The 23,978-nt window shown below is 62.2% G+C and carries 35 protein-coding genes; 15 read left to right on the forward strand and 20 right to left on the reverse strand.

Translation table 11 applies throughout. From position 1 onward, the window contains the following. Positions 1-4 precede the first annotated feature (4 nt). Positions 5-1,132, reverse strand: coding sequence for a DUF5938 domain-containing protein (locus tag ACODSO_RS11560; RefSeq protein ID WP_489037101.1), 1,128 nt, complete (start codon positions 1,130-1,132; stop codon positions 5-7). 240 nt (positions 1,133-1,372) lie between these two features. On the opposite strand from ACODSO_RS11560, the gene ACODSO_RS11565 reads away from it, so the two are divergent. Beyond that, positions 1,373-2,029 (forward strand): TetR/AcrR family transcriptional regulator, encoded by a 657-nt coding sequence (locus tag ACODSO_RS11565; RefSeq protein ID WP_489037102.1) that lies wholly within the window; start codon positions 1,373-1,375, stop codon positions 2,027-2,029. Here ACODSO_RS11565 and ACODSO_RS11570 read toward each other — a convergent pair. Both ACODSO_RS11570 and ACODSO_RS11575 read right to left on the reverse strand, forming a co-directional pair. Continuing rightward, positions 2,012-3,649 carry a GMC oxidoreductase gene (locus tag ACODSO_RS11570; RefSeq protein ID WP_489037103.1) on the reverse strand — a complete coding sequence of 546 codons (1,638 nt, stop codon included), beginning with the start codon at positions 3,647-3,649 and terminating at the stop codon, positions 2,012-2,014. The two genes, ACODSO_RS11565 and ACODSO_RS11570, sit on opposite strands and share 18 nt — an antisense overlap. Positions 3,650-3,812: 163 nt before the next feature. Then, entirely contained in the window at positions 3,813-4,271 is a 459-nt protein-coding gene (locus tag ACODSO_RS11575; protein ID WP_489037104.1) for an Lrp/AsnC family transcriptional regulator, read from the reverse strand. A 95-nt stretch (positions 4,272-4,366) separates the two neighbouring features. Here ACODSO_RS11575 and ACODSO_RS11580 point away from each other — a divergent pair, with 95 nt between their 5' ends. The 4 genes from ACODSO_RS11580 (at position 4,367) to ACODSO_RS11595 (ending at position 6,827) form a co-directional block, all read left to right on the forward strand. Next, the gene (locus ACODSO_RS11580) at positions 4,367-4,786 is read left to right on the forward strand and encodes a rhodanese-like domain-containing protein (protein WP_489037105.1); all 420 of its coding nucleotides are present in this window, start codon (positions 4,367-4,369) and stop codon (positions 4,784-4,786) included. Positions 4,787-4,892: 106 nt separating this feature from the next. Beyond that, positions 4,893-5,339, forward strand: coding sequence for a MerR family transcriptional regulator (locus tag ACODSO_RS11585; protein ID WP_489037106.1), 447 nt, complete (start codon positions 4,893-4,895; stop codon positions 5,337-5,339). Further along, positions 5,336-6,313 carry an aldo/keto reductase gene (locus tag ACODSO_RS11590; protein ID WP_489037107.1) on the forward strand — a complete coding sequence of 326 codons (978 nt, stop codon included), beginning with the start codon at positions 5,336-5,338 and terminating at the stop codon, positions 6,311-6,313. The genes ACODSO_RS11585 and ACODSO_RS11590 overlap by 4 nt, the downstream gene beginning before the upstream one ends. A 1-nt stretch (position 6,314) precedes the next feature. Then, the gene (locus ACODSO_RS11595) at positions 6,315-6,827 is read left to right on the forward strand and encodes a cysteine hydrolase family protein (RefSeq protein ID WP_489037108.1); all 513 of its coding nucleotides are present in this window, start codon (positions 6,315-6,317) and stop codon (positions 6,825-6,827) included. A 60-nt stretch (positions 6,828-6,887) separates the two neighbouring features. Here ACODSO_RS11595 and ACODSO_RS11600 read toward each other — a convergent pair whose 3' ends face one another. Continuing rightward, on the reverse strand, positions 6,888-7,853 hold the full coding sequence (locus ACODSO_RS11600) for an endonuclease/exonuclease/phosphatase family protein (RefSeq protein WP_489037109.1): 966 nt from the start codon (positions 7,851-7,853) through the stop codon (positions 6,888-6,890). A 27-nt stretch (positions 7,854-7,880) separates the two neighbouring features. Between ACODSO_RS11600 and ACODSO_RS11605 the strand changes: the two genes are divergently transcribed. Together ACODSO_RS11605 and ACODSO_RS11610 are read left to right on the forward strand one after the other, a co-directional pair. After that, positions 7,881-8,246, forward strand: a complete 366-nt coding sequence (locus ACODSO_RS11605; protein ID WP_489037110.1) for a hypothetical protein — start codon at positions 7,881-7,883, stop codon at positions 8,244-8,246. Positions 8,247-8,342: 96 nt separating this feature from the next. Next, the gene (locus ACODSO_RS11610) at positions 8,343-8,738 is read left to right on the forward strand and encodes an SgcJ/EcaC family oxidoreductase (RefSeq protein ID WP_489037111.1); all 396 of its coding nucleotides are present in this window, start codon (positions 8,343-8,345) and stop codon (positions 8,736-8,738) included. 5 nt (positions 8,739-8,743) lie between these two features. Here the strand turns inward: ACODSO_RS11610 and ACODSO_RS11615 are convergent, their stop codons facing one another. After that, positions 8,744-9,031, reverse strand: a complete 288-nt coding sequence (locus ACODSO_RS11615; protein ID WP_489037172.1) for a GNAT family N-acetyltransferase — start codon at positions 9,029-9,031, stop codon at positions 8,744-8,746. On the opposite strand from ACODSO_RS11615, the gene ACODSO_RS11620 reads away from it, so the two are divergent. Further along, on the forward strand, positions 8,966-9,181 hold the full coding sequence (locus ACODSO_RS11620) for a hypothetical protein (protein WP_489037175.1): 216 nt from the start codon (positions 8,966-8,968) through the stop codon (positions 9,179-9,181). The two genes, ACODSO_RS11615 and ACODSO_RS11620, sit on opposite strands and share 66 nt — an antisense overlap. Here the strand turns inward: ACODSO_RS11620 and ACODSO_RS11625 are convergent. Next, positions 9,167-9,736, reverse strand: a complete 570-nt coding sequence (locus ACODSO_RS11625) for a cysteine hydrolase family protein (RefSeq protein WP_489037112.1) — start codon at positions 9,734-9,736, stop codon at positions 9,167-9,169. The two genes, ACODSO_RS11620 and ACODSO_RS11625, sit on opposite strands and share 15 nt — an antisense overlap. A 430-nt stretch (positions 9,737-10,166) precedes the next feature. Further along, entirely contained in the window at positions 10,167-10,643 is a 477-nt protein-coding gene (locus tag ACODSO_RS11630; RefSeq protein WP_489037113.1) for a DIP1984 family protein, read from the reverse strand. 106 nt (positions 10,644-10,749) lie between these two features. Here ACODSO_RS11630 and ACODSO_RS11635 point away from each other — a divergent pair, with 106 nt between their 5' ends. Next, a complete protein-coding gene (locus tag ACODSO_RS11635) occupies positions 10,750-11,109 on the forward strand; it encodes a hypothetical protein (protein WP_489037114.1) in 360 nt (119 codons plus the stop codon). 17 nt (positions 11,110-11,126) lie between these two features. Here the strand turns inward: ACODSO_RS11635 and ACODSO_RS11640 are convergent, their stop codons facing one another. Continuing rightward, complete coding sequence (locus ACODSO_RS11640; RefSeq protein ID WP_489037115.1) at positions 11,127-11,483, reverse strand: hypothetical protein; 357 nt, start codon at positions 11,481-11,483, stop codon at positions 11,127-11,129. Positions 11,484-11,536: 53 nt separating this feature from the next. Next, positions 11,537-13,255: a 2-isopropylmalate synthase gene (locus tag ACODSO_RS11645; protein WP_489037173.1), complete on the reverse strand. Its 1,719-nt coding sequence runs from the start codon at positions 13,253-13,255 to the stop codon at positions 11,537-11,539. Positions 13,256-13,483: 228 nt separating this feature from the next. Between ACODSO_RS11645 and ACODSO_RS11650 the strand changes: the two genes are divergently transcribed. Together ACODSO_RS11650 and ACODSO_RS11655 are read left to right on the forward strand one after the other, a co-directional pair. Then, positions 13,484-14,128, forward strand: coding sequence for a FadR/GntR family transcriptional regulator (locus ACODSO_RS11650; protein WP_489037116.1), 645 nt, complete (start codon positions 13,484-13,486; stop codon positions 14,126-14,128). Positions 14,129-14,161: 33 nt separating this feature from the next. Continuing rightward, positions 14,162-14,779, forward strand: a complete 618-nt coding sequence (locus ACODSO_RS11655; protein WP_489037117.1) for an SMI1/KNR4 family protein — start codon at positions 14,162-14,164, stop codon at positions 14,777-14,779. A gap of 20 nt (positions 14,780-14,799) precedes the next feature. Here the strand turns inward: ACODSO_RS11655 and ACODSO_RS11660 are convergent, their stop codons facing one another. The 3 genes from ACODSO_RS11660 to ACODSO_RS11670 are packed head-to-tail and all read right to left on the reverse strand — an operon-like array spanning position 14,800 to position 16,248. Further along, positions 14,800-15,039 carry a hypothetical protein gene (locus tag ACODSO_RS11660; protein WP_489037118.1) on the reverse strand — a complete coding sequence of 80 codons (240 nt, stop codon included), beginning with the start codon at positions 15,037-15,039 and terminating at the stop codon, positions 14,800-14,802. Then, positions 15,036-15,269 carry a PLD nuclease N-terminal domain-containing protein gene (locus ACODSO_RS11665; RefSeq protein ID WP_489037119.1) on the reverse strand — a complete coding sequence of 78 codons (234 nt, stop codon included), beginning with the start codon at positions 15,267-15,269 and terminating at the stop codon, positions 15,036-15,038. The genes ACODSO_RS11660 and ACODSO_RS11665 overlap by 4 nt, the downstream gene beginning before the upstream one ends. Positions 15,270-15,291: 22 nt before the next feature. Further along, positions 15,292-16,248: an ABC transporter substrate-binding protein gene (locus ACODSO_RS11670; protein ID WP_489037120.1), complete on the reverse strand. Its 957-nt coding sequence runs from the start codon at positions 16,246-16,248 to the stop codon at positions 15,292-15,294. 239 nt (positions 16,249-16,487) lie between these two features. Between ACODSO_RS11670 and ACODSO_RS11675 the strand changes: the two genes are divergently transcribed. Then, the gene (locus ACODSO_RS11675; RefSeq protein ID WP_489037121.1) at positions 16,488-16,844 is read left to right on the forward strand and encodes a hypothetical protein; all 357 of its coding nucleotides are present in this window, start codon (positions 16,488-16,490) and stop codon (positions 16,842-16,844) included. 51 nt (positions 16,845-16,895) lie between these two features. Here the strand turns inward: ACODSO_RS11675 and ACODSO_RS11680 are convergent, their stop codons facing one another. Together ACODSO_RS11680 and ACODSO_RS11685 are read right to left on the reverse strand one after the other, a co-directional pair. Further along, the gene (locus tag ACODSO_RS11680; RefSeq protein WP_489037122.1) at positions 16,896-17,024 is read right to left on the reverse strand and encodes a hypothetical protein; all 129 of its coding nucleotides are present in this window, start codon (positions 17,022-17,024) and stop codon (positions 16,896-16,898) included. An 18-nt stretch (positions 17,025-17,042) separates the two neighbouring features. Next, the gene (locus tag ACODSO_RS11685) at positions 17,043-18,242 is read right to left on the reverse strand and encodes a citrate/2-methylcitrate synthase (protein ID WP_489037123.1); all 1,200 of its coding nucleotides are present in this window, start codon (positions 18,240-18,242) and stop codon (positions 17,043-17,045) included. A gap of 76 nt (positions 18,243-18,318) precedes the next feature. Here ACODSO_RS11685 and ACODSO_RS11690 point away from each other — a divergent pair, with 76 nt between their 5' ends. Further along, on the forward strand, positions 18,319-19,449 hold the full coding sequence (locus tag ACODSO_RS11690; protein ID WP_489037124.1) for a citrate/2-methylcitrate synthase: 1,131 nt from the start codon (positions 18,319-18,321) through the stop codon (positions 19,447-19,449). A 15-nt stretch (positions 19,450-19,464) separates the two neighbouring features. On the opposite strand, the gene ACODSO_RS11695 is transcribed toward ACODSO_RS11690, so the two are convergent. Further along, complete coding sequence (locus tag ACODSO_RS11695; protein WP_068372399.1) at positions 19,465-19,677, reverse strand: hypothetical protein; 213 nt, start codon at positions 19,675-19,677, stop codon at positions 19,465-19,467. A gap of 203 nt (positions 19,678-19,880) precedes the next feature. On the opposite strand from ACODSO_RS11695, the gene ACODSO_RS11700 reads away from it, so the two are divergent. Then, entirely contained in the window at positions 19,881-20,210 is a 330-nt protein-coding gene (locus ACODSO_RS11700; RefSeq protein WP_489037125.1) for a hypothetical protein, read from the forward strand. Positions 20,211-20,224: 14 nt separating this feature from the next. Beyond that, a complete protein-coding gene (locus ACODSO_RS11705) occupies positions 20,225-21,256 on the forward strand; it encodes a hypothetical protein (RefSeq protein ID WP_489037126.1) in 1,032 nt (343 codons plus the stop codon). Positions 21,257-21,477: 221 nt separating this feature from the next. Here the strand turns inward: ACODSO_RS11705 and ACODSO_RS11710 are convergent, their stop codons facing one another. From ACODSO_RS11710 to ACODSO_RS11730, 5 genes are all read right to left on the reverse strand, one after another. Then, positions 21,478-22,248, reverse strand: coding sequence for a 2-phosphosulfolactate phosphatase (locus ACODSO_RS11710; protein WP_489037127.1), 771 nt, complete (start codon positions 22,246-22,248; stop codon positions 21,478-21,480). Next, positions 22,245-22,421 carry an HAD hydrolase-like protein gene (locus ACODSO_RS11715; RefSeq protein WP_489037128.1) on the reverse strand — a complete coding sequence of 59 codons (177 nt, stop codon included), beginning with the start codon at positions 22,419-22,421 and terminating at the stop codon, positions 22,245-22,247. The genes ACODSO_RS11710 and ACODSO_RS11715 overlap by 4 nt, the downstream gene beginning before the upstream one ends. Continuing rightward, positions 22,418-22,906 (reverse strand): HAD family hydrolase, encoded by a 489-nt coding sequence (locus tag ACODSO_RS11720; protein WP_489037129.1) that lies wholly within the window; start codon positions 22,904-22,906, stop codon positions 22,418-22,420. Before ACODSO_RS11720 ends, ACODSO_RS11715 begins: the two co-directional genes overlap by 4 nt. Before the next feature lie 153 nt (positions 22,907-23,059). Next, a complete protein-coding gene (locus ACODSO_RS11725) occupies positions 23,060-23,542 on the reverse strand; it encodes a hypothetical protein (protein ID WP_489037130.1) in 483 nt (160 codons plus the stop codon). Next, the gene (locus ACODSO_RS11730; protein WP_489037131.1) at positions 23,539-23,916 is read right to left on the reverse strand and encodes a hypothetical protein; all 378 of its coding nucleotides are present in this window, start codon (positions 23,914-23,916) and stop codon (positions 23,539-23,541) included. Before ACODSO_RS11730 ends, ACODSO_RS11725 begins: the two co-directional genes overlap by 4 nt. Positions 23,917-23,978: the final 62 nt, after the last annotated feature.

Genomic DNA, 23,978 nt, shown 5'->3' on the forward strand with positions numbered 1-23,978 from the left:
GTCCTCAGCTGTGTGCGGTGACGATGGGGTCGAGTACAAGTCCGAACGCGCGCAGCACGCCGAGTAGTTCTCGATGACCGAATGCCTGGCAGCTGGAGGCGAATCCGACCTTCTTCGGTGGCCCCTGCAGCAGGTGCGCAGCCGCGAATGCGTTGAGCAGCGCGGTCTGCTTGTAGTTGCAGTTGCCGTGGATCACTGTGTGCACCCGTCCGAGCGGACCCGACGCGTACACCGAATCGAGCGAGGTGTTGATTCGCGGGTTCTCGCGAGGAGGAGTCTCGCTACGGACCGAGGCCGACACCGTGTCGATGATCTGGTACTTCTCGGCATCCGACTTGCCCTCCATCTGTGCCAGTGCAGCAGAGATGATCTGGGGCACCGCCAGCATCAGCGGCTTGTTGATCACGCCGCCGTAGGCCTTGGCGTTCGCGACCCGCGGATCGTTCTTGAACCACACCGGATGTGACGTCCCGCCCCACGGCAGCGCCAGACCGAGTTCGTGCTGACCGGGCACCACGACCTGGAAGACCCCGTCGTCGGCCGGCCACTCGACATACTCGTTCTGCTCGAGGTAAAAGGCCTTGGAGAAGGCGGCGTTGGTCAGGATGGTGTTGGTCGACGCGACGGTCGGATGCCCCTTCCAGAAGACCTCGATGTCGAGCGTGTCCAGTCCGGGTGTCTCGAGACAGATGTTCGCAGCGATCTCCCCGATGCTGTACATCTGGGCCAAACCTGGTGTGAGCACGATGTTTCGGGACGCGAAGTCGGCGCCGTACTTCTTCTCGGCGTCGATCATCCAGTCCTGCTCACCGGTCGTGTCGGTGTAGTGCGCGCCGATCTCGAGGCATGCCTGGACCACTTCGTGTCCGAAGCGTGAGAACGGACCTACGGTGTTGAGAATAACCTCTGCACCCCGGAATGCCTCCACTAGAGCATCTTTGGTGTGTTCGACCTCGGCGATCTCGTATTCGACGGTGTCGATGCCGGGGACCGCGTCGAGGATGCCCTTCACTCGGCCCTGGCTACGGCCGGCGGCAAGGAACGGGATGTTGTACTCCCTCAGGTATTCACAGATCAGTCGACCGGTGTATCCCGACGCTCCATAGACGACGACGCGCTTGTCGGTTGGCATGGAAAAGGTCCTCTCGTGAACGGTCTGCCAGCACGGCGGACCGAGGTGGGTTGGAACCGGGGCACCTTCTTCGGGAGGGTGTATATCCGCGCTCCCAAGATGTGCTGCCGATCACACTATGGGAGAATCTATACAGACGTCAAGATTTTTCTTGACGACTGCCCAAAGTTTGGAAAAATGACGTCGGGCCTACACTGATGTCGAGTGATTCACGACGAGCGCGCGGAAAGGACACGGATAATGACCCAGACTGCCGATCCCCGCGCGCGTGTCGAAGAGCGTGCTCGCAACAAGTTCGAGGCCAAACGCACCGAGCTGGCAGAGGCGACGCTGCACACGCTCGCCGAACTCGGGTATGCACGCACATCGCTCCGGGAAATCGCGCAGAATTCCGAGTACTCACACGGCGTGCTGCACTACTACTTCACGGACAAGCTCGATCTCATCACCCATGCGGTGCGCCAGTACGAAGCCATCTGTGTCACCCGCTACGACGAGGTGGTCGCAAGCGCTGCCGACGCCGAGCACTTGTTCTCCGACTTCGCCGATAAGTACTTCGCCACTCTCGTCGCGGACGCTGGAATTCACCGCTTGTGGTACGACCTGCGGAATCAGGCCCTGTTCGACGGCTTGTTCCGAAGCGACGTACTCGACATCGAAGCGCGCCGCGAAGACATGATCTGGCGCGTCGTGGTTCGCTACTGCGATCTGCTGGGAACGACGCCGACTATGGACCGGGCGTCGGCCTACATCCTTCTGGATGGCATTTTTCAGCGGGCGCTTCTGCACCACTTCGCCGGAAACGTCGACGAGATCGACACCGCGCGCGGGCAGCTCCGGTCCGCATTCGCGATGTTGGACTGCGCGGCGAGCAGCGCGTCAGCCGCGCGCTCGTAGCACCTCTTCGACGTTGCGCTCGGCCAAAGCGCTGATGGTCAGCGACGGATTGACGATCCCGGTGCTGCCAGGCACGAGTGAACCGTCGACGACGTACAGGCCGTCGTAACCGTTCACCCGCCCGTACCCGTCGGTTGCCTTCCCGAGCACGACGCCACCCAGCGGATGAGCGGTGAAGGTCGCGTTGACATCTCGCACGCCCAGTGGCGGATATCCAGTGCCGATGTCGGAGCGTTCGGCGATCGTGTTGTGTACCGCTCTGAGTGCTTCTTCGACGTATCGATTGCCCTGGTCCGGCCACTCGAGCCGTACTGCGTCGAATGCAGGGTCGTAGACGAACCGGCCACGAGTGGGGTCGAGAACCATGCCGAGTGAGCCGATGAGAGACAGGTCGACAGGGGAGCCGGGTACGTACCAATTCTCCAATGTCAGCGGCGTGCCCGATTCGTCGGTGATGCGCGTCGCCGAGGGGGAGCCCTGTACGACGCCGACGCCCTCTGCGCTCATGCCGCGCACCAGAGCTGCATCACCGTTGGTGCCCCAGCCTTCGCCGATGTGCTCGTCCAGGTTCGGCAACGCCCCGGTGTCGCGAGCGCGGACCAGCAGCTCGGACGTGCCCATGGAACCTGCGCCGAGGAACAGTCTGTCGCAGGTGATGGTGCGTCGATCGATCACCGATGCGTCGGGCGCGAGGATGGACACCGTCAGGGCGTACCTTCCGTTCGGCTCCTGCGTGACGGTCGTGACCTCGTGGCGCGGATGGATCGTGCATCGACCGGTCGCTTCCGCCGATGCCAGGTAGTTCTGCGTCAGATCGAACTTTGCGCCGTTGGAGTTTCCGAGATTGGATTCGCCGAGGATGGCCGATGGCCGCGATCTGCCGCTCAGTTCCGCGCGGACGGTGTCCCAGTTCCAGATTCCGTCGATGCGGAACGGGGTGTACCCGGCGCGGCGAACCTGCGCGTCCCACACCCGCGAGTGGGTGAACGGAGTGGAGGCGTAGACGTCGTCCGGCATGGCGGACAGGCGCAGCTCGGACCGGACGCGAGGGTAGTACACCGAGGTCAGTTCGTCGTAGGACAGGGTGGACCCGAACACGGCGTCGAAGTAGCGGCGTTCCGGGGCGATCATGACACCGGTGAAGACCAGCGACCCACCGCCTACCCCTGCGGCTCGCCAGACATCGATGGTTCCGTGTTCGGACACGTCGAAGACGCCGCCGAACGAGTCGGTGGGAACGGTGGGCAGGCCCGTCAGCGGTGCGAGGCCTGGGCTCCGCCAGAATGCGCGACCGTCCGGCATGAAGTCGTTGGCGAAGATCTGCCGGAACGGGTCACTGGGCCAGCGGGATCCGCGCTCGACGATGGTGACCGACACGCCCGCGTCTGCCAAGCGGCGTGCGGTGATGGCTGCGCCGAACCCAGAACCCACCACGATGGCATCCGAGTGGGCCGGTGCGTACTCGACCGGGGCGTAGATTTCGGGCACGAACTGCGCGTACATCGAGTCGAGAACCGGTGCCGCAGTTGCGCGCTGCGCGGTACCGCCGAGAAGCGTTGCAGCCGCAGCTGTTCCTGCGATTCCGGCGGCCTTGACGAATTTCCGACGGTTCATGCTCATGTTTCACCCTCGTCCGACCAGTTGCGTCGGCCACGGGTGCGGCGACGGAAGCGAGCATGGGTTACCGGCGAGTAAGTTGTCCACACGGAGCTATCGGTTTGCCGTGAGGATCACGTCACTGGGCGTGTGTGACGGGTGCCACCGAGTTGAGTGTTCTGGCTGTTCAGGCCGGCGTTATGTGCCTGGATGGAACTGGGCTCGAGTAGACGACGTTGGTTGTGATGCCCCCGAGCGTGGCAAGCCGTCCGGTAATTCGTTCGAGGTCGCGCATCGACCGTGCGACCACCTTGATGATGAAGCAATCCGCGCCCGTGACGTGATGTGCCTCGATGACTTCGGGCAGCGAGTCGGCCAGATCGTGGAAGGGCTTGTAATTGCCCGTCGGGTAGGCCAACCGCACGAACGCGGTCACGGTGTACCCGAGCGCTTCGGGGTCGACGGTGACGGAGTAGCCCGTGATCACACCGCCGTCGGTGAGGCGTCGTACGCGATCGGCTGTTGCGCTGGGCGACATACTGATTGCGCGTGCGAGTTGCGCGACGCTGGCGCGACCGTCCTGTTGCAGGAGCTCGATAATGGCGTGATCGGTCGAATCGAGGTCCAACCGTGATTTCGACTGCACGGGTGGGAATATACCGTGGAATGTGCTGCAGAAGTGCGGTTCTATCCGTGGATCAGTAGTTCTCTTCAGTTCTGGTGAGCTGTCTAATGATCGGCATGAAGCCATCATTGTCGGCGGCCGAGTTCTTCGCCGCGAAACTTGCCTACGAGATCGACCCGGCTGACCTTGCCGCAGACCGGGCCACTGGTGCTCCCATGATCGTCATCGACACCCGCTCTGCGGCGTCATGGAGTCAGGGCCGTATCCCCGGGGCCGTGCACATCCCGAACGCCGACCTCGACAAGCGCATTGAGGACTTTGTTGGCGACCGGGACTCGCCGATCGTCGTCTACTGCTGGGGCCCGGGATGCAATGGGAGCACGCGCGGCGCCCTCACCCTGGCAAACCTCGGCTACACGAACGTCCGTGAACTCATCGGCGGATTCGAGTACTGGGCCCGCGAAGGACTCGCAACCGTGAGCGACGACGGTCGTGGGCGTCGGGCGCCGGATCCGCTGACCGCACCTATCCGGTAGTTCATGAATCCCGGCTGAGTATCCAATAATGGGTGATGTAGACCACTCCATGGTGGTGAAGTCCTGCCTTGCGTTCGAGTGCACTCCAAGACGTAGCGTCGCTTTCATGAGTGCACGGATCGCTGCCGCCCCGATCGATGACGGGATTGGAATCGCCGAGATGGCCGCGTGCTCTGGGCTCAGCCAGGACACGCTGCGGTGGTACGAGCGTGAGGGACTGATCCCCGGCATTGCTCGAACGTCCGACGGCCGTCGGACGTTCACGCCACGAATGGTTGCGTTGGTCCAGCTGCTGTCGCGGCTTCGATCGACGGGCATGCCGACGGCTGACATGCGCGAATTCGCCACACTCGTCGACGGCGGTGCGGGCACTCATCAGTCGAGGATCGAACTGCTCTCCAGACATCGCGAGCGTATAGCCGAACGTCAACGAACTCTGACCGAGGCCAGTGACGCCCTGGAAGCGAAGATTTCCCACTACGAAGATCTGGTTTCGCGTGGGCTCGACTGCAATGGAACCCCGATAGACGAACAAGGCCAGGAGCGGCAATGACACACCCAACTCGTAAAATTCCCGCGCTCGATCGCGACGTCAGTGCTGTGGGCTTCGGCTGCATGGGCATCAACTGGGCATACTCGACCGTCAACCCCGAATCGTCTCGCGCAGGATCGCAGGTACTCGCCCACGCGCTGGAATCGGGCATCGACTTCTTCGACACCAGCGACGCCTACGCTGCGGGGGAGAACGAGACCGTCGTCGGACGTGCTTTGGGCGGTGCAGACGTGCTCATCGCGACGAAGGGCGGACTCATCGGATCCATCGTCGACGGCAGGCCGACGATCGCTCGCAATGGACGTCCCGAGCATCTCCGTCAGGCCTGCGACAACAGCCTTCGTCGGCTCGGAATCGACACGATCGACCTGTACTACCTGCATCGCGTCGACGAACAGGTGCCCATCGAGGAGTCATGGGGAGCTCTGTCCGAGCTCGTCGAAGCAGGCAAAGTGCGAGCACTCGGGCTCAGCGAGGTCACTACCGCGCAAGCCGACACAGCGCATGCCATCCATCCGGTTGCGGCTGTGCAGTCCGAGCTGTCGGTATGGACCCGAGATGCGTTGGGGGACGGATCCGAAGACGGGAGCATCGTCGAATGGTCACGAGCACGCGACGCCGTATTCGTTGCGTTCTCTCCACTTGGTCGCGGATTCCTGACCGGGGAACTGAACACAGAGAATCTCTCGTCCTCGGACTTCCGGTCCACTCTCCCCAGGTTCAACGGTGAAGCAGCACAGCAGAATCAAGCGATCGTCGACGCCGTCGCGGAAGTGGCGCGGCGGCACGAGACCACCTCGGCCGCAATCGCTCTGGCATGGGTTCTTGCTCAGGGTCCGCATGTCATCCCGATTCCGGGCACCACCAAGACTCGACATCTCGACGCCAATCTCTCTGCCGCACAGCTTGTCCTCACGGCCGAGGACCTCGATATCCTGGACAATGCGCCGTCCGCCGTCGGGACCCGTTACTGAAATGATCGGCTCGAAGACAGCACTGCTCGAGATCGACTTTCAACCGTGGATCATCGCGCTCGGGCACGATCCGGACGTTCTCGGTCGGGCACACGGTATTCGTGAGGAGTTGCGGGCGCAAGGATCGCTGGTGGTGTGCACTCGCTATCTGAGCCTGGACTCGAGCGATCCCCGCTCCGATCCCGATAGTGAGGGATCACGTTTTCATCCCACTATGCTGCCGGAACCCGGGGATCTCGTTGCAACGAAACATGACAGAGATATCTGGAGCAATCCGGGCCTCCATCTTCAGCTGCGGCGCAATGGTATCGAGCACATCGTCGTCGACGGCGTGGTCACCGATTTCGGTGTCGATCTCGCGGCCCGGGGAGCACACCGCCTGGGCTACCGCGTGACAGTGAGGTCCGACGGGTGCGCTGGGACATCGCTGAGTGCACACGACACCGCACTCGAGGCGCTGGCCGACGTCGGTATCGAAGTTCTGTCCGATTGCGCACCGCAGATGCGCACATAATTGCCAGGTGCGCGTCGGATTGCTGGCAACTGGCCGCGCACCTGGCAAATCCGCGCGCAGCTATCCGATAGCGACGTCGACGATCAGCCCGTGATGGTCGGAACCTGTGATCGTGACGCGCTCCAACGACTGCGCACGGGCATCCTTGGTGAGCACGTGGTCGATTCCGACGATGGCGGGGAACTGCTTGTCCGCCGGGTATGTCGGCACGATGCCGGAACCCAGTTGGTCGGCCGCATCGGCATACCCTGCGTCGAGTAGATCGCGGAATTGCTTGTGAAGGTAGGTGGTGTTGAAGTCTCCACTCACGACGACGGGGCTGTCGGTGGCAGCGAACGCGGCCAGCTGTTGGCGTAGGTTGTCGAGCTCTGTGGTCCATATATCGGGTGGGGTGACGACGGCCGGGCCCGGATGCACCGCGACGAGGGTGAATGGCGTCGTGAAATCTACGGTGGCAACCAGATTGGTCGGTCCGTAGCCGTCGAGCTCTCTGGTGTCGGTCAGCGGGTAGCGGCTGTAGATTCCGGCACCGCCACCGCCACTCTCGTCGGGAATCAAGTATTGATACTGCAACAGCTGTTCGAGTCCGCGGTCTTCGAGCCTTGTCGCAAGCGTCTCGGTGAGTTCCTGGACCGTGAGGACATCGACGTCACGCTCACGCACGGTGTCGACCAAGCTGGCGGGATCCGCAGCGCCGAACAGCAGGTTGGCTTGCATGACTCTCAACGACGGGCCGTCGACGGTATCGCTGTTGGCCACGTACAGGGGTGCGACAACCACCGTCGCGACGCCGACGACGACAACCGACACCGTCAGCAGAATCCAGCGTCGAAAGACCAGGGACACCAGCAACCCTAGGCCGGTGACCACCAGAAACAGAGGAACGAACGATGCAATCGCGATCAACGGATTGATCGGTGCGGTGGTGAACATAGCGGACACGGCGACGATTCCGACGGCGATCCCTACGAGGCCGAGGAACTGCGCCACGCGTCGGGCTGGGACGTTGTCCCTGGTGAAACTCATACCGAAAGGTATCAGTACCGTGGCTGCATGGGTCGCGCCGAAAGTGGGTTACCCCGTCCGCCCGGGCTCGGAACGCTGGCGATGACGGCGATGTCCGTACTCGGACTGCTGGCAATGCGGTACAACGTTCCTGCCACTCTGTCGGGTATGACCGCGCCGGACGAGTTGGTGACAGATCTGCTGCTCATGGGTCTGTTGGTGGTGGCTGGTGCGTCGTGGTGGTACAGGACGTTGCGGGTCTTGGAACAGCAGCGATGGTCGTGGCGCTGTGTTGACTCGCCACTGGTTGTACTGTCGGGCGCGGCGGTGTATTTGCTGATTCCGCCTGGAACGCAACGGGCGCAGGGTGGTTCGTATCAGGACATGCTGGCCGCAGCGATGAATCTGGTCTGATCCCGATTGTGACTTGCGATGTAGCCTATCGGAACAGTTCGGCTATCGCACAACGGAATTGGATCGTTCGCCAGGTCCGGTGGAGGATGCGCAGTCGTGGTGGCCGCTGGGGCGGCGGTGCAGTGGTGTCGATTCGAGCGTGCCCAACGCAGTGAGGATGTCGACGGCTTCCTGGCGCTGTTCGACGACGAGGCCGTCTGGGTCAGTGCTGGCGGTGTTCGTCTGATCGGCCGCGACGCTATCGCTGCGTTCACTCGAAAAGTGCTGCCGGGGGCGTTTTCTGATGGATCCGTGCGGTACGACGTCGACCACATTCGATTCGTCACCCCGGACATCGCGTTGACGGGTGTGAATCAGGAGTACCTGACAGCAGACGGCGAAGTGCTGGTCCCGAGACAGGAAGGTCGACCCAGCTATGTGTGGCAGCGAAAGAGCGGGCAGTGGCTCATTGGCCAGAACACGTCTGTGCCCGTGAATCGGCATAGCTACTGAGGTTCCTACAACCGCAGCAGCCCCGCAGTTGTCGGCGCGAAACCGCATGCAACGGTGTAGAACTGAGTCAGGTGGGGCTCGTAGTCGACATGCAACCACTCGATTCCAGCTGAACGCAGATCCGAGGTTAGGGTGGACACTAGGGCGCTACCTACGCCTTTTCGTTGAAGTCGGGGGTCGACTGCCGTGTCGAGTAGAAACGCGTGCCGGCCTCCATCCCACACCGCATGCACGAACCCGCAGAGCCGTCCGTCGCTGAACGCTCCAACCCACGACTTGCTGTGCCGCTCCAATTGGGAACGCCAGGAGACAAGTTCATAGTGTCCACCGAACGCATCGTGGTGAAGCCGCGAGAGTTCGGTGTCGTCGACAGCAAATCGAGTGCGATATTCGATCGTGGCGTCGGACCGCTCGTGCTGCATAGCAGTTCAGTCCGCGAGTAGGGCAGCTGTGCTGACCACCGTCGCGAACTCCCCATGTAGGTTCGTCGCGGTGATGGACGACAGGGTTGCCGCGGGTACGGTCGTTCCGTCGGGGGCGAGGCGATCGAAGGTGTGCGTGGCGTCGATGGCGAAGTACGTGTCGTAGCCGAGGTTTCCGGCCATTCGCGCTGTGGTTTCGCAACAGTGATTGGTCGTGATTCCGCAGATCACCATTTGGTCGATGCCCTCGGCGCGCAACCATGCGTCGAGATCCGGTGTGCCATAGAAGCTGGAGTTGACCCGTTTGCGAACCAATAGATCCGGTGCACCCCCGATCACATCCTTGAACGCGTGCCCTGGGCTCGACGGCGACAGCGGAGAGAGTGGGTCGTCGGAGTCGTGCTGGACGAAGACGATGGGCCAGGAGTTAGCTCGCCAAAAGTTCACGAGTGCTGCGATATTGCTCTCGCATTCCGGGTTGTCGCGCGGGCCCCAGAACTCGTAGTCGTCGAATCCGGCTTGTACGTCGACGACTACGAGCGCGGGGCGACGAAGGTCGATCGTGGGAGCGTCCATGCGTCGAGGATAGCGGGGGAGTTCAGCTCGGGTTGGTGACCGAATGAGTCGTTCGGTCACTGGGGTGCGGCCGGGTTGCTGCGCAGGTTGCAGCGAGTGCGCAGGTTGTAACTTGTGTGTGGGCTGGAAGGTGCGCGTTCAGCTCGGGTAGTGACCGAATGAGTCGTTCGGTCACTGGAGTGTGCGCCGACGAGTAGGGTGTTCGAACAATTCTGCTGCCGGGCGGCCCCTTACCCACCCTCGTCTTCTTCGACCAGCACACGGTGATGTGATGTGCGCGATGCACCGTCCTCCGTGAAGTGTACTGAGCTGCACTGTTATCCGAGTGATTGCTCGGACGCTGCTCACCACGCAGGAGAAGGGCCGGAAATCCGCCGACCCGCGGCACGTGCTCGCTTCGAAGAAGACTACCTACTGCCCGGCAGCCACTTCACTCGTCGATCAGGTCGTACTCCCAGTTGACACGTTGAATCTCGAGGTCGACTTGCCGTATACGTCTGGCGAGATCATCAGCAGCAGAACGTAATTCCGCGACCGGCAATGCTGCTATGTAGACGAGTTCCGACCGCAGCTGACGTGGGCCGTAACGGTGCTCGTGTTCTCGCCCCGATGCTGCGTCCGCAGCCGCGGATATGGCTTTGTGCCGCATGCGCAGAACGTCACGGGATGCTAGTGCGTCGGTGATGGTTCCGTCGTGCACCATTGCGGCACTGTTGGTGCGATTGATTCTGCGAATCAGCACTTCCAGCCTGTCGAGCACCGTGCCGAACTCCGACAGCAACACGGAAGCGTTCTCTGCAGGTGATTCGCCGTCTTGATGGCGGGCGTTCGCCAGAATCCGAACCTTCAGGTGTTCGGTGCGCCGGATCAGCTCCCCTCGTTCAGCGAGGGCTTCGGCTAGCTTCATGATCTACACCCCGGTGTCTCGGCACCGAAAGTGGGGGATGTGCGGGCGCTCATGCGCCTTTCGGCGTGTCGAATGTGTTCATACTCAATAACTACCATAGTTTCCAATGCAGTGGAAGACTGTATTGATGGAGCTTCATCCATCGATCGACGACCTACACGAGCACTGTCACGCTCACAATCTGGACGCAGACCTGGGGACGATGTTCCGTAACCCCGCTCTGCGATGCCGCGGGAAGGTGTTCGCGTTCGTCGGATTCGGTGGGACCCTAATCGTCAAACTGCCGCACGCCCGCATCGTCGAGCTAGCCAGTGAGGGAAGCGCAGAACAAGTCACCATGGGCAAGCGCACCATGCGTGAATGGGCGGAAGTCGCTCTGTTGTCGAGCCCGCGTTCGACAGCCGACTTATGGTTCGGCCTGGTGGAGGAGGCGCACAATTTCGTGAGCTCACAGGCTGGCAAGTAGATCGCGAATTGACATGATCACGCACAGGTTCGGAGGAAGTGTGCCGCTTCTGGTCGTAGTCGGTAGTGCTTCTGTGTCCCCTCGGCCTTGAACACTGCTGAGGTTTCCGACAAGCGCGTCATCGTGCCCTCTTGGTAGGGATCGTCCCAGCTCGTCGAGGAATTGGTCTGCTGAGCATTGGTCGGATCCACTTCCCAGTACTCACCCGCGAACTTTGCTTCCAGCGCACCACAATGGGTGTACATCTCGTAGCTGTATGCGGTTCCGATCTCGACTTCCTCGGGGGATGGCTCGGACGGAGCTCTGCATCCGATCACGCAGAACGCGAGCAGAGCTGCCATGCACGACCAACGGGTGGCCTGGGAACATGTCATGAGTCGACATTAGCGTCACAGTCGATGCGGTCTACTCCGCGCAGCCTCTCAGATCATCGAAGGAGATCGGCAGTTTTCTTGAGGGTTGCGTATCGCACTGCATTAGCAGCATTGACGACCGCGGCCATGCTTGCGGCGAGGACGGAGCGTTCCTGTCCCGCGGCCCATCGAACGACGTTCCCGACGCGGTATTCCAGCAAGGTCAGTGCGTCGCTGTCGTTGCCGGTATCGACGCTCGTTTGATGGAGACTGAGAACGTCGACGTGGGTGCCGTGCGCGGCGAGGGCGTCTGTCAGTGCTTCCACTGGACCGACACCGTCATGCGCGCTGACCACTTCTACGTCGTCGACCTTCAGTGTCAGGTCCGTGCGAATCCGTCCGGCCGACTCGGATGTGTCGTAACCCGCGAGTGAGATGGCGCGTGCGTTGTCGTTGTGCGACAGGTACGTTCGTCGGAAGATGTCCCACAGATCTCCTGCGGCCACTTCGGTGCCGGTGTCGTCGGTGTGATTCTGAACGTGCCTGGCGAAGTCGATTTGAAAGCGCCGTGGCAGCTCGATGCCGTACTCGGACTCGAGCAGGTACGCGATGCCGCCCTTGCCCGACTGGGAATTGACCCGGATGACGGCGTCGTAGCTTCGACCGATGTCGGCCGGATCGATCGGCAGATACGGCACTCGCCATTCCAGCTGCTGTTCGGATCGACCCTCTGCGGCTGCGCGAGCGCGGTGCTCGGCAAAGCCCTTCTTGATCGCGTCCTGATGAGTGCCACTGAACGCGGTGTGAACGAGGTCTCCGACATACGGATGACGCGGGTGAATCTCGATTCGGTTGCAGTGCTCGACGGTTCGGCGGATCTCGTCGATGTCGGAGAAGTCGATCATCGGGTCGACGCCCTGAGCGTGCAGGTTGAGCGCAAGGGTGGCGATGTCGACGTTTCCGGTACGTTCACCGTTCCCGAAGATGCAGCCTTCTACTCGCTGGGCGCCTGCCAGGACGGCAAGTTCGGCGCACGCGATCCCGGTACCACGGTCATTGTGCGGATGCACGGACAGAATCACGCTGTCGCGGCGAGACAGGTTGCGGTGCATGTACTCGATTTGATCGGCATACACATTCGGCGTCGCGATCTCGACGGTCGCCGGCAGATTGAGGATCACCGGACGGTCTGGGCTAGCGTCCCACAGGTCGGTCATGGCATCGCAGATCGTCAATACGTAGTCGGGCTCGGTGAGATTGAAGACCTCGGGTGAGAACTCGAACCGGACATTGGGCAAGTCGCCCGCATACTTCAGTACGTCTCGTCCGCCTGCGACGATGAGGTCCTGCAGGTCGACTCGGTCATGTCCCAGGACGACATCGCGCCAGGTCGGAGCGGTGGCGGTATACATGTGGATGACGACGGGGTTGGTGATGCCGCGTACCGACGCGACGGTTCGTTCGATCAGATCGCGACGGGCAGGGGTGAACACCACGATCGTCACGTCGCCGGGTGCGATGTCGGTGTCGGCGATGAGGCGGACGAAGTCGTAGTCGGTTTGCGATGCAGAGGGATATCCGACCTCGATCTCCTTGTAGCCCATTCGAACCATCAGCTCGAAGAACCGTCGCTTGCGTGGTGGGTCCATCGGCTCGGCGAGGGCCTGGTTGCCGTCCCGCAGGTCGACCGGCACCCAAAGTGGGGCGTGGGTGAGGCGACGGGTCGGCCACACGCGCTCGGTGAGCGGAACCTCGACGCGGGAGTAGACGTCCGAGTAGCGGTGCGAGGGCATCTGGGAATGGCGCTGCCGATTCCAGATCGGCGCGTACTCGGGCACTGGGCCGGCGGGTGAAGACACGCGGATCGACGATGCAGGGTTCATGACTTGTCCTTGCTCTGCTGGGTCTCGCCGTCTCGACTGAGATGATGTAGCCCGATGGTGGGTATGAGTAGACGGTAGCAGAACTCCTCAGACAAGTAGAGAAGTAAGGTGTTGGTTGTGGGCATACAACGAGTCACGATGGCAGACCAGGCGGCAGAGTTGTTGCTCGGTCGCATCACGTCGGGAGAGTGGAATCTCGGGGAGAAGCTCCCAGGTGAAACGACGCTTGCGCCTCAGCTGGGTGTCGGGCGATCGACCGTCCGCGAAGCGATCCGGCAACTGGCTGGGCGTGGTGTGCTCACGTCTCGCCAAGGCGCAGGAGTGTTCGTCGCTGCCCTGGATGTTCGTGACGACTGGGATGCTGTGCTGCAGCGTGCTGACATCATCGCGGTGATCGAAGCGCGCAACGCGATCGAAACGGCGGCGGCAGGCCTGGCAGCTCAGCGTCGATCGGCTACGGACTTGAAACGAATCCGGCGTGCACTGGCCGAACGGCAGGTGCGACGGTCGGGAATCGAAGAACACGTCGACGCCGACATCGCCTTTCATCGTTGCGTCGTCGCAGCTGCGCAGAACCCCATCCTCGACGAACTGTTCGACAGCTTCACTCCGCGTGTGCGGCAATCGATGATCGAAATGTTGCGCATCCACCGGGAATTCGGGAGCGACAGCGATCACGACGCCCACGTTCATCTGGCCGATGCCATCGCGAACCACGACGAATCGGGGGCCGAGGAACTGAGCCGATCACATCTGCTTGCGCTGAAGAATCGGCTTGCGTGATCCCACTCTCCGGATTCACAGTAGTGTGGCGGCGTGTCGATCAGTGAAGAGTGGACAGCATTGTCGACGGTGCTTGCCGATGCGGCCCCAAGGACATTCGCGACGATCCGTCGGCCGGCGGGGTACGAGGCCGTAGTCGCTGCCGAACGCGCGACCGCTCCGTGGCCGGACGAGTTGCGTGAGTTCTTCACTCTGCACGACGGCGAGAACGATGTCGGCGGGGCAGGTTCGATCCTCCCGACCGGACGTTTGTTGTCAGTAGGAGAAATTCCCGATTGCCACGCCATGATGATCGAAGTGATGGCGGAGATCGTCGCCGACGACCCAGACGGATACGAAGAAAGCTACGAAGATCTGGTGTCTGCGGCTGGAACGGCAGGCGTGGACGCCGAGGACCACCTATTCCTGCCGGGTTACATACCTATTGCGAAGTGGGACTCGCACTATGTGTTCTGTGACGTGCGGTCGGGCGATCTCCGTGGCTGTGTCTCCCATCGCGGTAACGAGGGCGATCACATGGGAATGCCTCAGTGGAAGTCGTTGAGCCACATGATTCGTGAGGTCCGAGAATCTGTTGCGACAGGAGCAGCGCTCGGTTGGTACGAACCACGCACTCTCGACGGCTCGCTTCAGTGGGACATCGTCACCTGATCGGCTTGGTCCATATGTGACTAGCGCCATCCGTCCTGGTCGAGGACGCTGATTACGTACGGCTCACCGTCCACGGGCTCGAAGATCACGGTGAGGGTGCTTCGAGGTCGCCTGCGCAACAGCATGTGTGCGACGCGCTTGGCTTCGCCTTCCGTTCGCGCTTCATGTGGCGGCCCTGACGCCTCGATGTCGAGGGGTTCTGGCGAGACCTCGGCTATCCGATACACACCGGGCTGGTTCGGGTCGGTCGACCTGTTCATCCGTGTTCCTCGGTGGCGCGGAACTGCCTTCGATTGCCGCCGTCGACTCCGTACGGGTAACGCTTCCCCACTGCGAACCAGAGGATCGGCCCGACGAAGGGCAGGACGAACGCCACGAACGCCCATGCCACCTTGGCGATCAATCCCAGAACGGAATCGCGGGTGATCGACACCAGGGCTGCGATGATGAGTACGAAGGCGATCGTGCCTCCTGCGGATGCAGAAACCATGGCCTCAGCGTAGCCCTCGACGTTATCCCTGGTCTCGAACGACGTCGATCAATCTGTTCGCAAACGTGGTCGCCGTGATGACCAATCCATTGTTCAGCTGCGGATCCAAGACCGCGCTACGTCCGGCGCTGACGGCCGGGAGGTTCTGCCATGCAGCGAGTCCCTCGATCGTCGTCGGATCCGTTGTCTGGTGAAAGATGAAGTCCGCGTCGGCGATGCGATCGAAATTCTCGACAGACAGACGATAGTTTCCTTCGTCGTCCTCCGAATCGTAGTGCAGTACATCGAATCCCAAATCTGAGGCCACTGCGTTGCCGAGGTAGTTCGTCCACAGAATTACGTAGCCTTTGGCGACCGGTTCGCTGGTGATGAGCGCGATCTTGCGGCCCGCGACGGACGCGGACCCGTCGGTGACAGTCCGGTGGTAGTCGTCGAGACGTGACTGCACGGACGGGAGCAACCCCAGCGCCGAGAACTGAGCAACCGTCTGCTGCTCGAAATTCGGTTCGTTCACCTCGACGGGAAGCACCGGCGCGATCGTTGTCAACTGCTCGTTCCCGTACCAATCGAGGCGCCATCCATTTGCGCGCATCACGATCAGATCGGGTGCGAGAGCGGCGATCTCCTCGGCGGTCGGCCCGTCAGGTCCGCCGATGACCTGGGTATGCGAATCGAGCATTCCCTCGAACTGTCCTGACGGGCGTGCGCCCGGTCGGAAAGTATTGCCAGTTGCAACGATGGGATATCCCGCGAGCAAGGCAAATTCGAGGTCGCCGCGCCCTTCCATCACCACAACCCGCGTTGGTCGAGTGGGGACGGTGACATCGAACCCGTCGCCTGTCAACTGAACCATTTCCGTGGTTTCCGAAGACTCCTTCTCGACATCGGGCGCGCAGGCCGCGGCGACGGCGACGGTCCCTGCGACCAGAAAGAACGTTCGACGATTCATGGCACTGGGTCGCAGAGTGCGTGGTGGCATTTGGGTAGCCTACCCTTGCGTGTTCCGCTGTAGCGACTGGAGTGGGCCAACGATGGCCATTGTCGCCGTTGCGCCAGAACGCGAGTCACAGCTTCGACGCAAGCGTGTACGCGAGGATTGCAACCTTGACGGATCGAGGTACAGTCAACCCGAATTGCCGATCCACTCACCGGCCCCGCCTCCGACATGGCGAACACTATGACACTTCTCGATGAGAGGGCGCCGACCCTTTCTGCCCGGTGAACCGCAATCGACCGCGTCCAGCGCGGAAAGATGGTTGGGCTCTTCAATACCTCGCGCAGTGGCGTCAGCGCGTCGAATCGGTCGAGCGGCGAGTGCGCGTCGGATCGACCTCCCCGTTCGACAATGGGGTGCCGCTACTGCTCGGGTTCACGGGCTGCCCCATGTGTGACGGCCACTTCTACGGCGATGGCGCCCGTGACCGGCTGGAACGACTCATGCGCCGCGACGGTCGGCATGCTCATCGGCTAAGAGTTGCAGTGACCGAGCTCGACGAGCGCTATCGCGATGCGACCGTGGAAGTCTCGGCTCCTGCGACATTCCCCTGGTGGGAGCGGCGCGTTCCATGGGTGTGATCGTCGATGTCAGCGCGGGGCTCGTTACGTTCACGGACTTCGCTACCAATGTCACGCCTCGCCGCCGACGATGTCGATCGTCCGCTGCAGCACTCGAATGGTCGTCGCGAAGGCACCTTTGCTGATTCCTTCCAGTGTTCCGCTTGCAGATCCTGTTGCAATGCGGATGCTCGAGGTCAAGGCGGCGATCGGTTCGATTCAGCTCACTGGACGAATACCGGTGTAGATGCCCGGCACTCGGAAGCGCAAGGGCTCCTCGTCGTACTCCTCCAGTGCGTGTGCGGTCCATCCCACGATACGGGCGATCGCGAACACCGCCTCCGGCGCGTCGGGACGTAGTCCGTACGCGCAGGTGAGCGCGGCGAGGGCGAAATCCGAATTCGGAAAGATACCGAAGCGGTCGCGCATCTCCTCGATCACGACGTCCGCAGCCGCCGTTACCGATGGATCTGCGCCGAGAGCAGGGTCCCGAAGCAGCCGAAGCAATTCCTCGGCGCGCGGGTCCCGATCCGTGTAGATGACGTGCCCGAATCCAGGGACTCGCGTTCCGGACCTGAGCTGTTGTGCCAGAGCAGCAATCGGATCCTCGCGTGCCGTCGTCAGGAACCGGTACGCAGGCTCGGCTGCGGAACCGTGTAGAGGCCCGTCGATGCATCCGAGTCCTGCTGAGAGGACAGAATAGATATGTGCACGCGTGCTGGCAGCGACTCGAACGGCGAGGGTCGACGCGGCGAGTCCATGATCGGCCATCAAATTCAGCGCGGCCTGGAGTATCACGAGCCCTCGGGGATCGGACGTCGCGGACCGCAGGGCATCCCAAATCAGTTTTGCCACTGACTGTTCCGTCGATGATGAACCAAGTGAGGCTCCTATCGTCGCCAAGAGGTGTCCGGCCTCGTCGATCACCGACTTCGCGCCGATGTCGAATCGCATCGGACGATAGGTCGCGCCGATGTCGACGGCAATGCGTATTCGGTCGATCGACCGGCTGCCCGGTGCCATCAGCTCGATGGCCTCTCGACATCGCTGCACGACAACGGGATCCGCGATGAACTGAACATCGTCCTCGACGTCGCCCGTCCATACGAAATGGGCGACGGACTCGAACGTGCGTGAGCTGAGTTGGACGGCGTCGCGTCCTCGGTAATAGAGCGTGTCGTGATCGAGCAATGTGGTTCGAGTCCGAATGCGTTCCACTGCGCCGATATCGGTTCGACGCGCGGTGTCGCGTCCGGCGAGTGATTCCACCTCGTCGACGTCGAACATGCTTCCTCGCACGCCGGGTAGGCGGGTACTGGTCAGCATACCGCGGCTGACGTAGGCGTACACGGTCTCGGGCTTGACGCCCAGCCGCGCCGCGGCCTGCGCCGTCGTGAGTAGGTCTCGGCCATCCTTCATATTGATCCAATCAACATTGACAAAAATCAATGTTAGCGCGGATCGTAGGGGTTGACCAGCACAAAGGAGTCCTGCCATGACCGTTCTCGATGCCCCACGAGGGCTGCACAACGTCGTCGTCACCACTACGTCGATCGGCGACGTGCGAGGTGACGAAGGTTTCTACCACTATCGCCAGTACTCGGCGATCGACATCGCACGAACCCTGACCTTCGAGGACGCGTGGTTCCTCATGGTCGAGGGTCATCTTCCGATTCGGTCCGAGCGCACCGATTTCATGCAGGCGATCGCGCCACTGCGGACACTGCCGGACGACGTACGAGCGGCCGTCGCGACGGTCGCCCGAACAGGGCCGGCGCAGCCGCTCTTTGCGTTGCGCACGGTGTTGTCCGGGTTGGTCGATTCGCTACCCCTCTACGAATCGTCGGAGTCGGACACACGCGCTGTCACGCTACGACTGTGCGCGATGACACCGACCATCTTGGCTGCTGTGTACCGAATTCGAGCCGGCCTGGAACCGATCGAACCGCGCGGGGATCTGACGACGGCTCAGAACTGGCTGTTCATGATCACCGGAGACGTACCTGACGACGAACACGCTCGGGCTATCGACCGGTACCTGACCGCGACCATCGATCACGGGTTCAATGCGTCGACGTTCACTGCGCGAGTGGTCGCGTCGACGGGCTCGGATGTGACGTCCGCGGTGTGCGCAGCGATCGGCTCGTTCGCTGGTCCACTGCATGGCGGAGCGCCGGACAGGGCGCTCGAAGGTTTGGACCAGATCGCCGACCTCGAGTCCGCCGATTCGTGGGCACGCGCGAAAATCGCTGCAGGCGAACGGATCATGGGCTTCGGGCACCCGGTGTACCGGACTGAGGATCCTCGGTCGGTGATGCTGCGCGACACCGCGCAGGAACTGGGCGGCGAGCTGATCGACAAGGCCGTCCAGGTCGAAAAGGTCATCGCTGCTGCGTTGGCGGATCTGAAACCGGATCGGAAGCTGTACGCGAACGTCGAGTACTACGCCGGTGTCCTGATGGAACTGTGTGGGATCCCTCGATCGATGTTCACGCCGACCTTCGCGTGCAGTCGCATGGTCGGATGGTGCGCCAATATCGTCGAACAGTCCCACGACAGCAAGATCATCCGGCCGATCGCACGCTACAACGGACCAACTGCGCCGCAACCACTTCCGGCCCGGTAACAGACCCTGTATCGGCTAAGCAGCCGCCGGAGAAGCGTGTGGAGTGGCCGGGTACAGGTCGTCGTCGAGCGGCACTTCTTGCTGCTGCTCGATGAAGTCTGCTGTATCGCACTCGTGAACTCCGCTGTCGATGCCGAGGGTGCGTCGCCACCACTGCTCGCGATCGGGAGCGTCGGGCCACACCACCGTCTCGCTCTGGGGCGAAGCGGTCGAATCGAAACGAAGCACAGCAACCACCTCCTGTTCAAGATGCGCCCGCCCCGCTGGCGGGCTGCTCCTCATCACTGTGCGATAACGAAATTAGCACCCTCGTCCGGAGAGTGCCAAGATGGTTGTACACAATTTTTTGAGATGGCGTCGTCCCACAAGGACGGCCAATGGTGCTGCGCGAGAGCAATTGCGGGCAGCGCCTGAAGAGGAAGGATCAGTGGGTGACGGTGACAACGAATCGACCGGACGCTCGGGTCACGGGCGGCGGCACAGAGTCCCGGCGATGGTGGCAACGGCGGGCATACACACGGACCGAGAACACGGACTTGGCGACGATGCTCGGAGCGCTGTCGGTGGTCTGCTTCTGGGCGCCAGGGGTCGGGATCGTCCTTGGGCTTCTCGCGATCGCCGCAGCGGTGTGGGCAGTTCGAAGCGAGCACCTGACGGGTGAACATCCACTGAGCGGTGACACGTGGCTGGCCATCGGAAGCGGCGTCGTGGGTGTGGTCGTCGGCCTCGGCTTCCTGGCGATGGTCCTACCGAACTGGTGAACGTAGCCTGAGGTATGCGCCGTACCTACCTTGTCGCCACGGTGGTGGCGTTGTGTGGACTGGCGTCGACGTCGTGCAGCGACCGTCTGCCGTGGTTCGGCGGGGACACGGTCTCGTACCGACCGGATACGGCCACCACGGCAGAGTCAGCTGACTGCCTGGCAGAGGACATCTACACCGCGCTGACGGGCCTGGGGCCGTGGGACCCGGCGATCACCGAAACTGCGCCCGAACCGGGCTACCCGCCCTCGGAGTTCGAAGCGGTGGAGGTAGTGAGCTGTCAGCGGGGACTCGACCAGAACGGTGTCGAGACTGTCGATTCGGTGCAGCTGGGAGGAGATGTCGACGCCGTCCTGAGAGCGTTCTCCGTCGACTCGCAACGATTCGCAGACGGCGTCTCCGCGTCCTGCGTGTACGAGATCCGTCCTCCAGTCGGGCTATGGCTCGTCGACGACGCTGGTCGTGCCTTCCGTCCGATGTGGCCTGCCAGTCCGTGCGGACAGCAAGAAGGGCCTCTTGCCGCGTTGCAGGCACTGGAGGAGGTAGGGCGGACGGTGCATCCGACTGGGTACGACACGGATTTCTCATCGGTCTGCACGGGCTCCACTGGTTTCTGGGGTTTTGAGAGCACCACATCCGACGACGTCGAGGCGGCAACGGAACGCGAGCGCGCAGGTGGGCAGATGCTTCCGCCCGCCCTCGGTATGCCTGTCGACGACGTCGGTTACACCGACGTATGCCGGTACCCGGTTGTGGCTCGAGCCCCCTCGGTAGTGGAATCGGCGCCGGGGTCTTCGCTCGTCCTCGGCGAAGTCGAGAGCGCGTCGGTCGTCCGCACGTCAGTGAACGCGCCGATCGCGCAGGCGTGCGGTCTGCAGGCAACGCGGCACGCGTCGGCTCAACTACTTCGGCCTGATGGTTCAGGTGGTGCGGTGGTGTCGTTCGAGCTCGACGGGTGCCAGCGGTCTGCCGGGTTCGGAGGCTATCGAGAGATTCCTGCAGACGTTCACGAGGTGCTGATGCGCGGTGTCATCGAGGAGTCCTAAGCTGCATACGGCTGCTATGAGACGCGACGGTGTGGTGGACGATTGCTAGCACGATCGCGACTGCCGCCATAGGGATGGTGGCGGACAGAGCGGCCAGAGGCGACCGCGAGCACGACGGCTGCGATCGCCAAGGTCAGCCATGCCAATCGAATCCATGTCATGTCCCGATCCTGCCAGCTCCTCCTCTCGGGTTGGTGGTACACGGCATCCGCGGCCGAGCGCTAGTTGTTCTTGGTGGCAGGGACGAACCGATCTCCTTGCAGAACGGGAACGACGGCGCTGGTGTTCACTTCCGCTGCGATCGCTACGTCCCTGGGGTGTCCGCCGTCGATCAGTTCGCGTCCGCTCGCGCAGTGCTCGAGTCGTGCCGCGAAGTCGAGCTCGACGCTGTTCCATGCGGCGCTGGCTGCCTCGGCCTCCGGCGAAAACACAGGTAGCCAACCCGATCTCGTCATCGCGCTGAGGACAGCTCCGGCTCCCCACAAGTCTTCGATGGCGGGCCTGAGTGAACCATCTGGCCACTGTTCACCCGCGGCGATGACGGCAACTTTCGCGCCTTGTGGGTATGTAGTGCATATCCATGAGGCGACGGCGCGTGCATTTCTCACGCTCGCTCCGACCACTGTTGTAGCGGACCCGGCGAGTTCGTAGCTGATCGTCGAACCGTTGGGCGAGGGCAGGACGAGCCGCGCCGGGTGCTCGGTGCGATCCCGGATCGTGGACGACGACAAGCTGATCTGGTCGCCCCGGGCAACAGATCGCCCGACGGCCAGCGTCGCGTCGGCCTCGGCTGCGTAGGCGGCGGCCTTGTCGCCGCGGACTCGGAAGGGCAACACGGTGATTCCTGCATCCAAGGCAACGCTCAATGTGGTGGTGAACGAGAGGATGTCGACTACGACGGCCAACTCGCAACCCGGCGCGACTGCTTGTGCGCCGGACAGGCCCCATTCGAATCGAATGCTGTATTTGGCCTGGCGGTGAGCTGAATTCACTGGATGGCCCTACTTCGACGTTCCGTGGCGAGGAGTGCATCGGAGACATCGTCGTCGACGCGTGTCGGCTGGAAGTCCGTGTGCGGCCATTCTCGACCACGGCTGATCCAGGACGTTCGGCATCCGATTAGTTGCGCACCTCGAATGTCTGACTCAGCGTTGTCGCCGATCATCCACGCGCCCTGCCCTCCGCGCCGACCTTCGCCGCAGCGCGACGAAATATTTCTGGATCCGGCTTGGCGATTCCCTCGCTTTGGGATATCACCCAACCGTCGACGATGGCATTCAAACCCGTGCGATGAATCTTGCGCTCCTGCATGGCGGTGGGGCCATTGCTAACGATCACGACGTGTCGACCGGCTGCACGGATATAATTCAACGCAGCCACAACACTTTCGGAAATTTCGACGTCCTCGCTTCCCCCTTCGTCGAGGAGAGCCCAGCAGTCCGTCGAACGCAGCATCGGAAATTCGGCGGTCAGTGCGTCGGCGACGTGCGCGCGTGGGGTGTAGCCATCGGCGTCGAGATTCATGATCCATTGGGCAGCTGGTTCACCGAGACGGTGTACGTGAACGAATCGTTCGACCGATCGACGAAACGCGGCATCACGGTCCAGGAGTGTGCCATCGAGGTCAACCATCACCAGGTCCGAAGTCATCCCGCGAGACTACCGACGTTCGTGGCAGGAGTACGCGAGGACGATAGAACACGGGGCGTCAGCAAGTCAGCTGGACAATTCGGTCGCGGTTGTGCCGCTGGGAGTTACCGACTGGATATGGCGATAGTCCCGCAACGCATTTCGTGGCAAAATTCATGCCTGGGTCGAACCCAGGAAGCCGATCTCGACGACGCGCTCGTCGGTGCGCGGGTCCCGCCAAATCGCTTGACCATCGCGAACGGTAGGGAGTAGTAAGCGCTTCTCCTCGATCGGCCACTGTATGTGCGGCGGATAGCCCGCGAGCTCGCCCTGAACCGCGTCGGCGATAATGACAGTGGCGGTTTCGAGTGCCTGATCGATGTGGGTTCCACCGAACGAGAATGAATGTAGCGGATACGCATTCGGCACCGAGTGTCGAGCGCCTGGTCTGAGACCGACGTGACAGTTGCCCTCCTCGTGCAGCGAGATGGTCCACACTGCAGCAGCGATGTCCACGTCTGGTCCGTACCTACGGTGGTGAAGGTCGCGACCGACTGCGCCGCAAGCGTCGACGATGTGCGTCGGAGCGCCCTCTCCCGACGACGGGACAAGCGGGAGCTCCCACTCTTCTACGCAGTCGAAGTCCTGCCAGTTCATCGACCCTCGCGTTCGGTGTCCGATGCATCGACGAGGTCCGCCGCATCCTTCAGTCCCAGACCAGGGTTTCGTTCCCTCAGCAGCTTGACTGCACCGACTCGCGACGGCGTATCAGCGATCGCGCCGGCAACGTCGGTGGATGGAACGGTGGCGGGGTCGATTCGCTGCGGCTGTGGGTTTTGTCGCAAATTACTGGTTGCAACGACCGCGATTGCCAGCAGCCATGCGAGTGCTTTCGCGATGTCCCAGGCGGACGGATCGTTGATCACGGATTCGACCACATCGGGCCCGGCCAACACGGCCCAGCAACCTACGAGGAGTACCCAGCCCCATTTGTTCAGGAACTCGTTGTCGTACCACTTCCTCTTCGCCATGAGTCCAGCATGCCATCGACCGACTTACACACCTTCCGTTCGTTTACAACACGCACTTGCGT

It is taken from the genome of Rhodococcus sp. FG69 (genome assembly GCF_057808915.1).

Bases quoted from the DNA above. Each gene is read 5' to 3' on its own strand.
- ACODSO_RS11635 (WP_489037114.1), top strand. From the start codon at position 10,750: ATGCAGTGGAAGACTGTATTGATGGAGCTTCATCCATCGATCGACGAC.
- ACODSO_RS11640 (WP_489037115.1), bottom strand. From the start codon at position 11,483: ATGACATGTTCCCAGGCCACCCGTTGGTCGTGCATGGCAGCTCTGCTC.
- ACODSO_RS11725 (WP_489037130.1), bottom strand. From the start codon at position 23,542: ATGAACTGGCAGGACTTCGACTGCGTAGAAGAGTGGGAGCTCCCGCTT.
- ACODSO_RS11665 (WP_489037119.1), bottom strand. From the start codon at position 15,269: ATGGTTTCTGCATCCGCAGGAGGCACGATCGCCTTCGTACTCATCATC.
- ACODSO_RS11630 (WP_489037113.1), bottom strand. From the start codon at position 10,643: ATGAAGCTAGCCGAAGCCCTCGCTGAACGAGGGGAGCTGATCCGGCGC.
- ACODSO_RS11720 (WP_489037129.1), bottom strand. From the start codon at position 22,906: ATGACTTCGGACCTGGTGATGGTTGACCTCGATGGCACACTCCTGGAC.
- ACODSO_RS11715 (WP_489037128.1), bottom strand. From the start codon at position 22,421: ATGATCGGCGACAACGCTGAGTCAGACATTCGAGGTGCGCAACTAATC.
- ACODSO_RS11670 (WP_489037120.1), bottom strand. From the start codon at position 16,248: ATGCCACCACGCACTCTGCGACCCAGTGCCATGAATCGTCGAACGTTC.
- ACODSO_RS11590 (WP_489037107.1), top strand. From the start codon at position 5,336: ATGACACACCCAACTCGTAAAATTCCCGCGCTCGATCGCGACGTCAGT.
- ACODSO_RS11650 (WP_489037116.1), top strand. From the start codon at position 13,484: ATGGCAGACCAGGCGGCAGAGTTGTTGCTCGGTCGCATCACGTCGGGA.
- ACODSO_RS11580 (WP_489037105.1), top strand. From the start codon at position 4,367: ATGAAGCCATCATTGTCGGCGGCCGAGTTCTTCGCCGCGAAACTTGCC.
- ACODSO_RS11560 (WP_489037101.1), bottom strand. From the start codon at position 1,132: ATGCCAACCGACAAGCGCGTCGTCGTCTATGGAGCGTCGGGATACACC.
- ACODSO_RS11570 (WP_489037103.1), bottom strand. From the start codon at position 3,649: ATGAGCATGAACCGTCGGAAATTCGTCAAGGCCGCCGGAATCGCAGGA.
- ACODSO_RS11730 (WP_489037131.1), bottom strand. From the start codon at position 23,916: ATGGCGAAGAGGAAGTGGTACGACAACGAGTTCCTGAACAAATGGGGC.
- ACODSO_RS11585 (WP_489037106.1), top strand. From the start codon at position 4,893: ATGAGTGCACGGATCGCTGCCGCCCCGATCGATGACGGGATTGGAATC.
- ACODSO_RS11595 (WP_489037108.1), top strand. From the start codon at position 6,315: ATGATCGGCTCGAAGACAGCACTGCTCGAGATCGACTTTCAACCGTGG.
- ACODSO_RS11685 (WP_489037123.1), bottom strand. From the start codon at position 18,242: ATGAAGGATGGCCGAGACCTACTCACGACGGCGCAGGCCGCGGCGCGG.
- ACODSO_RS11705 (WP_489037126.1), top strand. From the start codon at position 20,225: ATGCGCCGTACCTACCTTGTCGCCACGGTGGTGGCGTTGTGTGGACTG.
- ACODSO_RS11660 (WP_489037118.1), bottom strand. From the start codon at position 15,039: ATGAACAGGTCGACCGACCCGAACCAGCCCGGTGTGTATCGGATAGCC.
- ACODSO_RS11625 (WP_489037112.1), bottom strand. From the start codon at position 9,736: ATGGACGCTCCCACGATCGACCTTCGTCGCCCCGCGCTCGTAGTCGTC.
- ACODSO_RS11645 (WP_489037173.1), bottom strand. From the start codon at position 13,255: ATGCCCTCGCACCGCTACTCGGACGTCTACTCCCGCGTCGAGGTTCCG.
- ACODSO_RS11690 (WP_489037124.1), top strand. From the start codon at position 18,319: ATGACCGTTCTCGATGCCCCACGAGGGCTGCACAACGTCGTCGTCACC.
- ACODSO_RS11620 (WP_489037175.1), top strand. From the start codon at position 8,966: ATGCACGAACCCGCAGAGCCGTCCGTCGCTGAACGCTCCAACCCACGA.
- ACODSO_RS11600 (WP_489037109.1), bottom strand. From the start codon at position 7,853: ATGAGTTTCACCAGGGACAACGTCCCAGCCCGACGCGTGGCGCAGTTC.
- ACODSO_RS11565 (WP_489037102.1), top strand. From the start codon at position 1,373: ATGACCCAGACTGCCGATCCCCGCGCGCGTGTCGAAGAGCGTGCTCGC.
- ACODSO_RS11605 (WP_489037110.1), top strand. From the start codon at position 7,881: ATGGGTCGCGCCGAAAGTGGGTTACCCCGTCCGCCCGGGCTCGGAACG.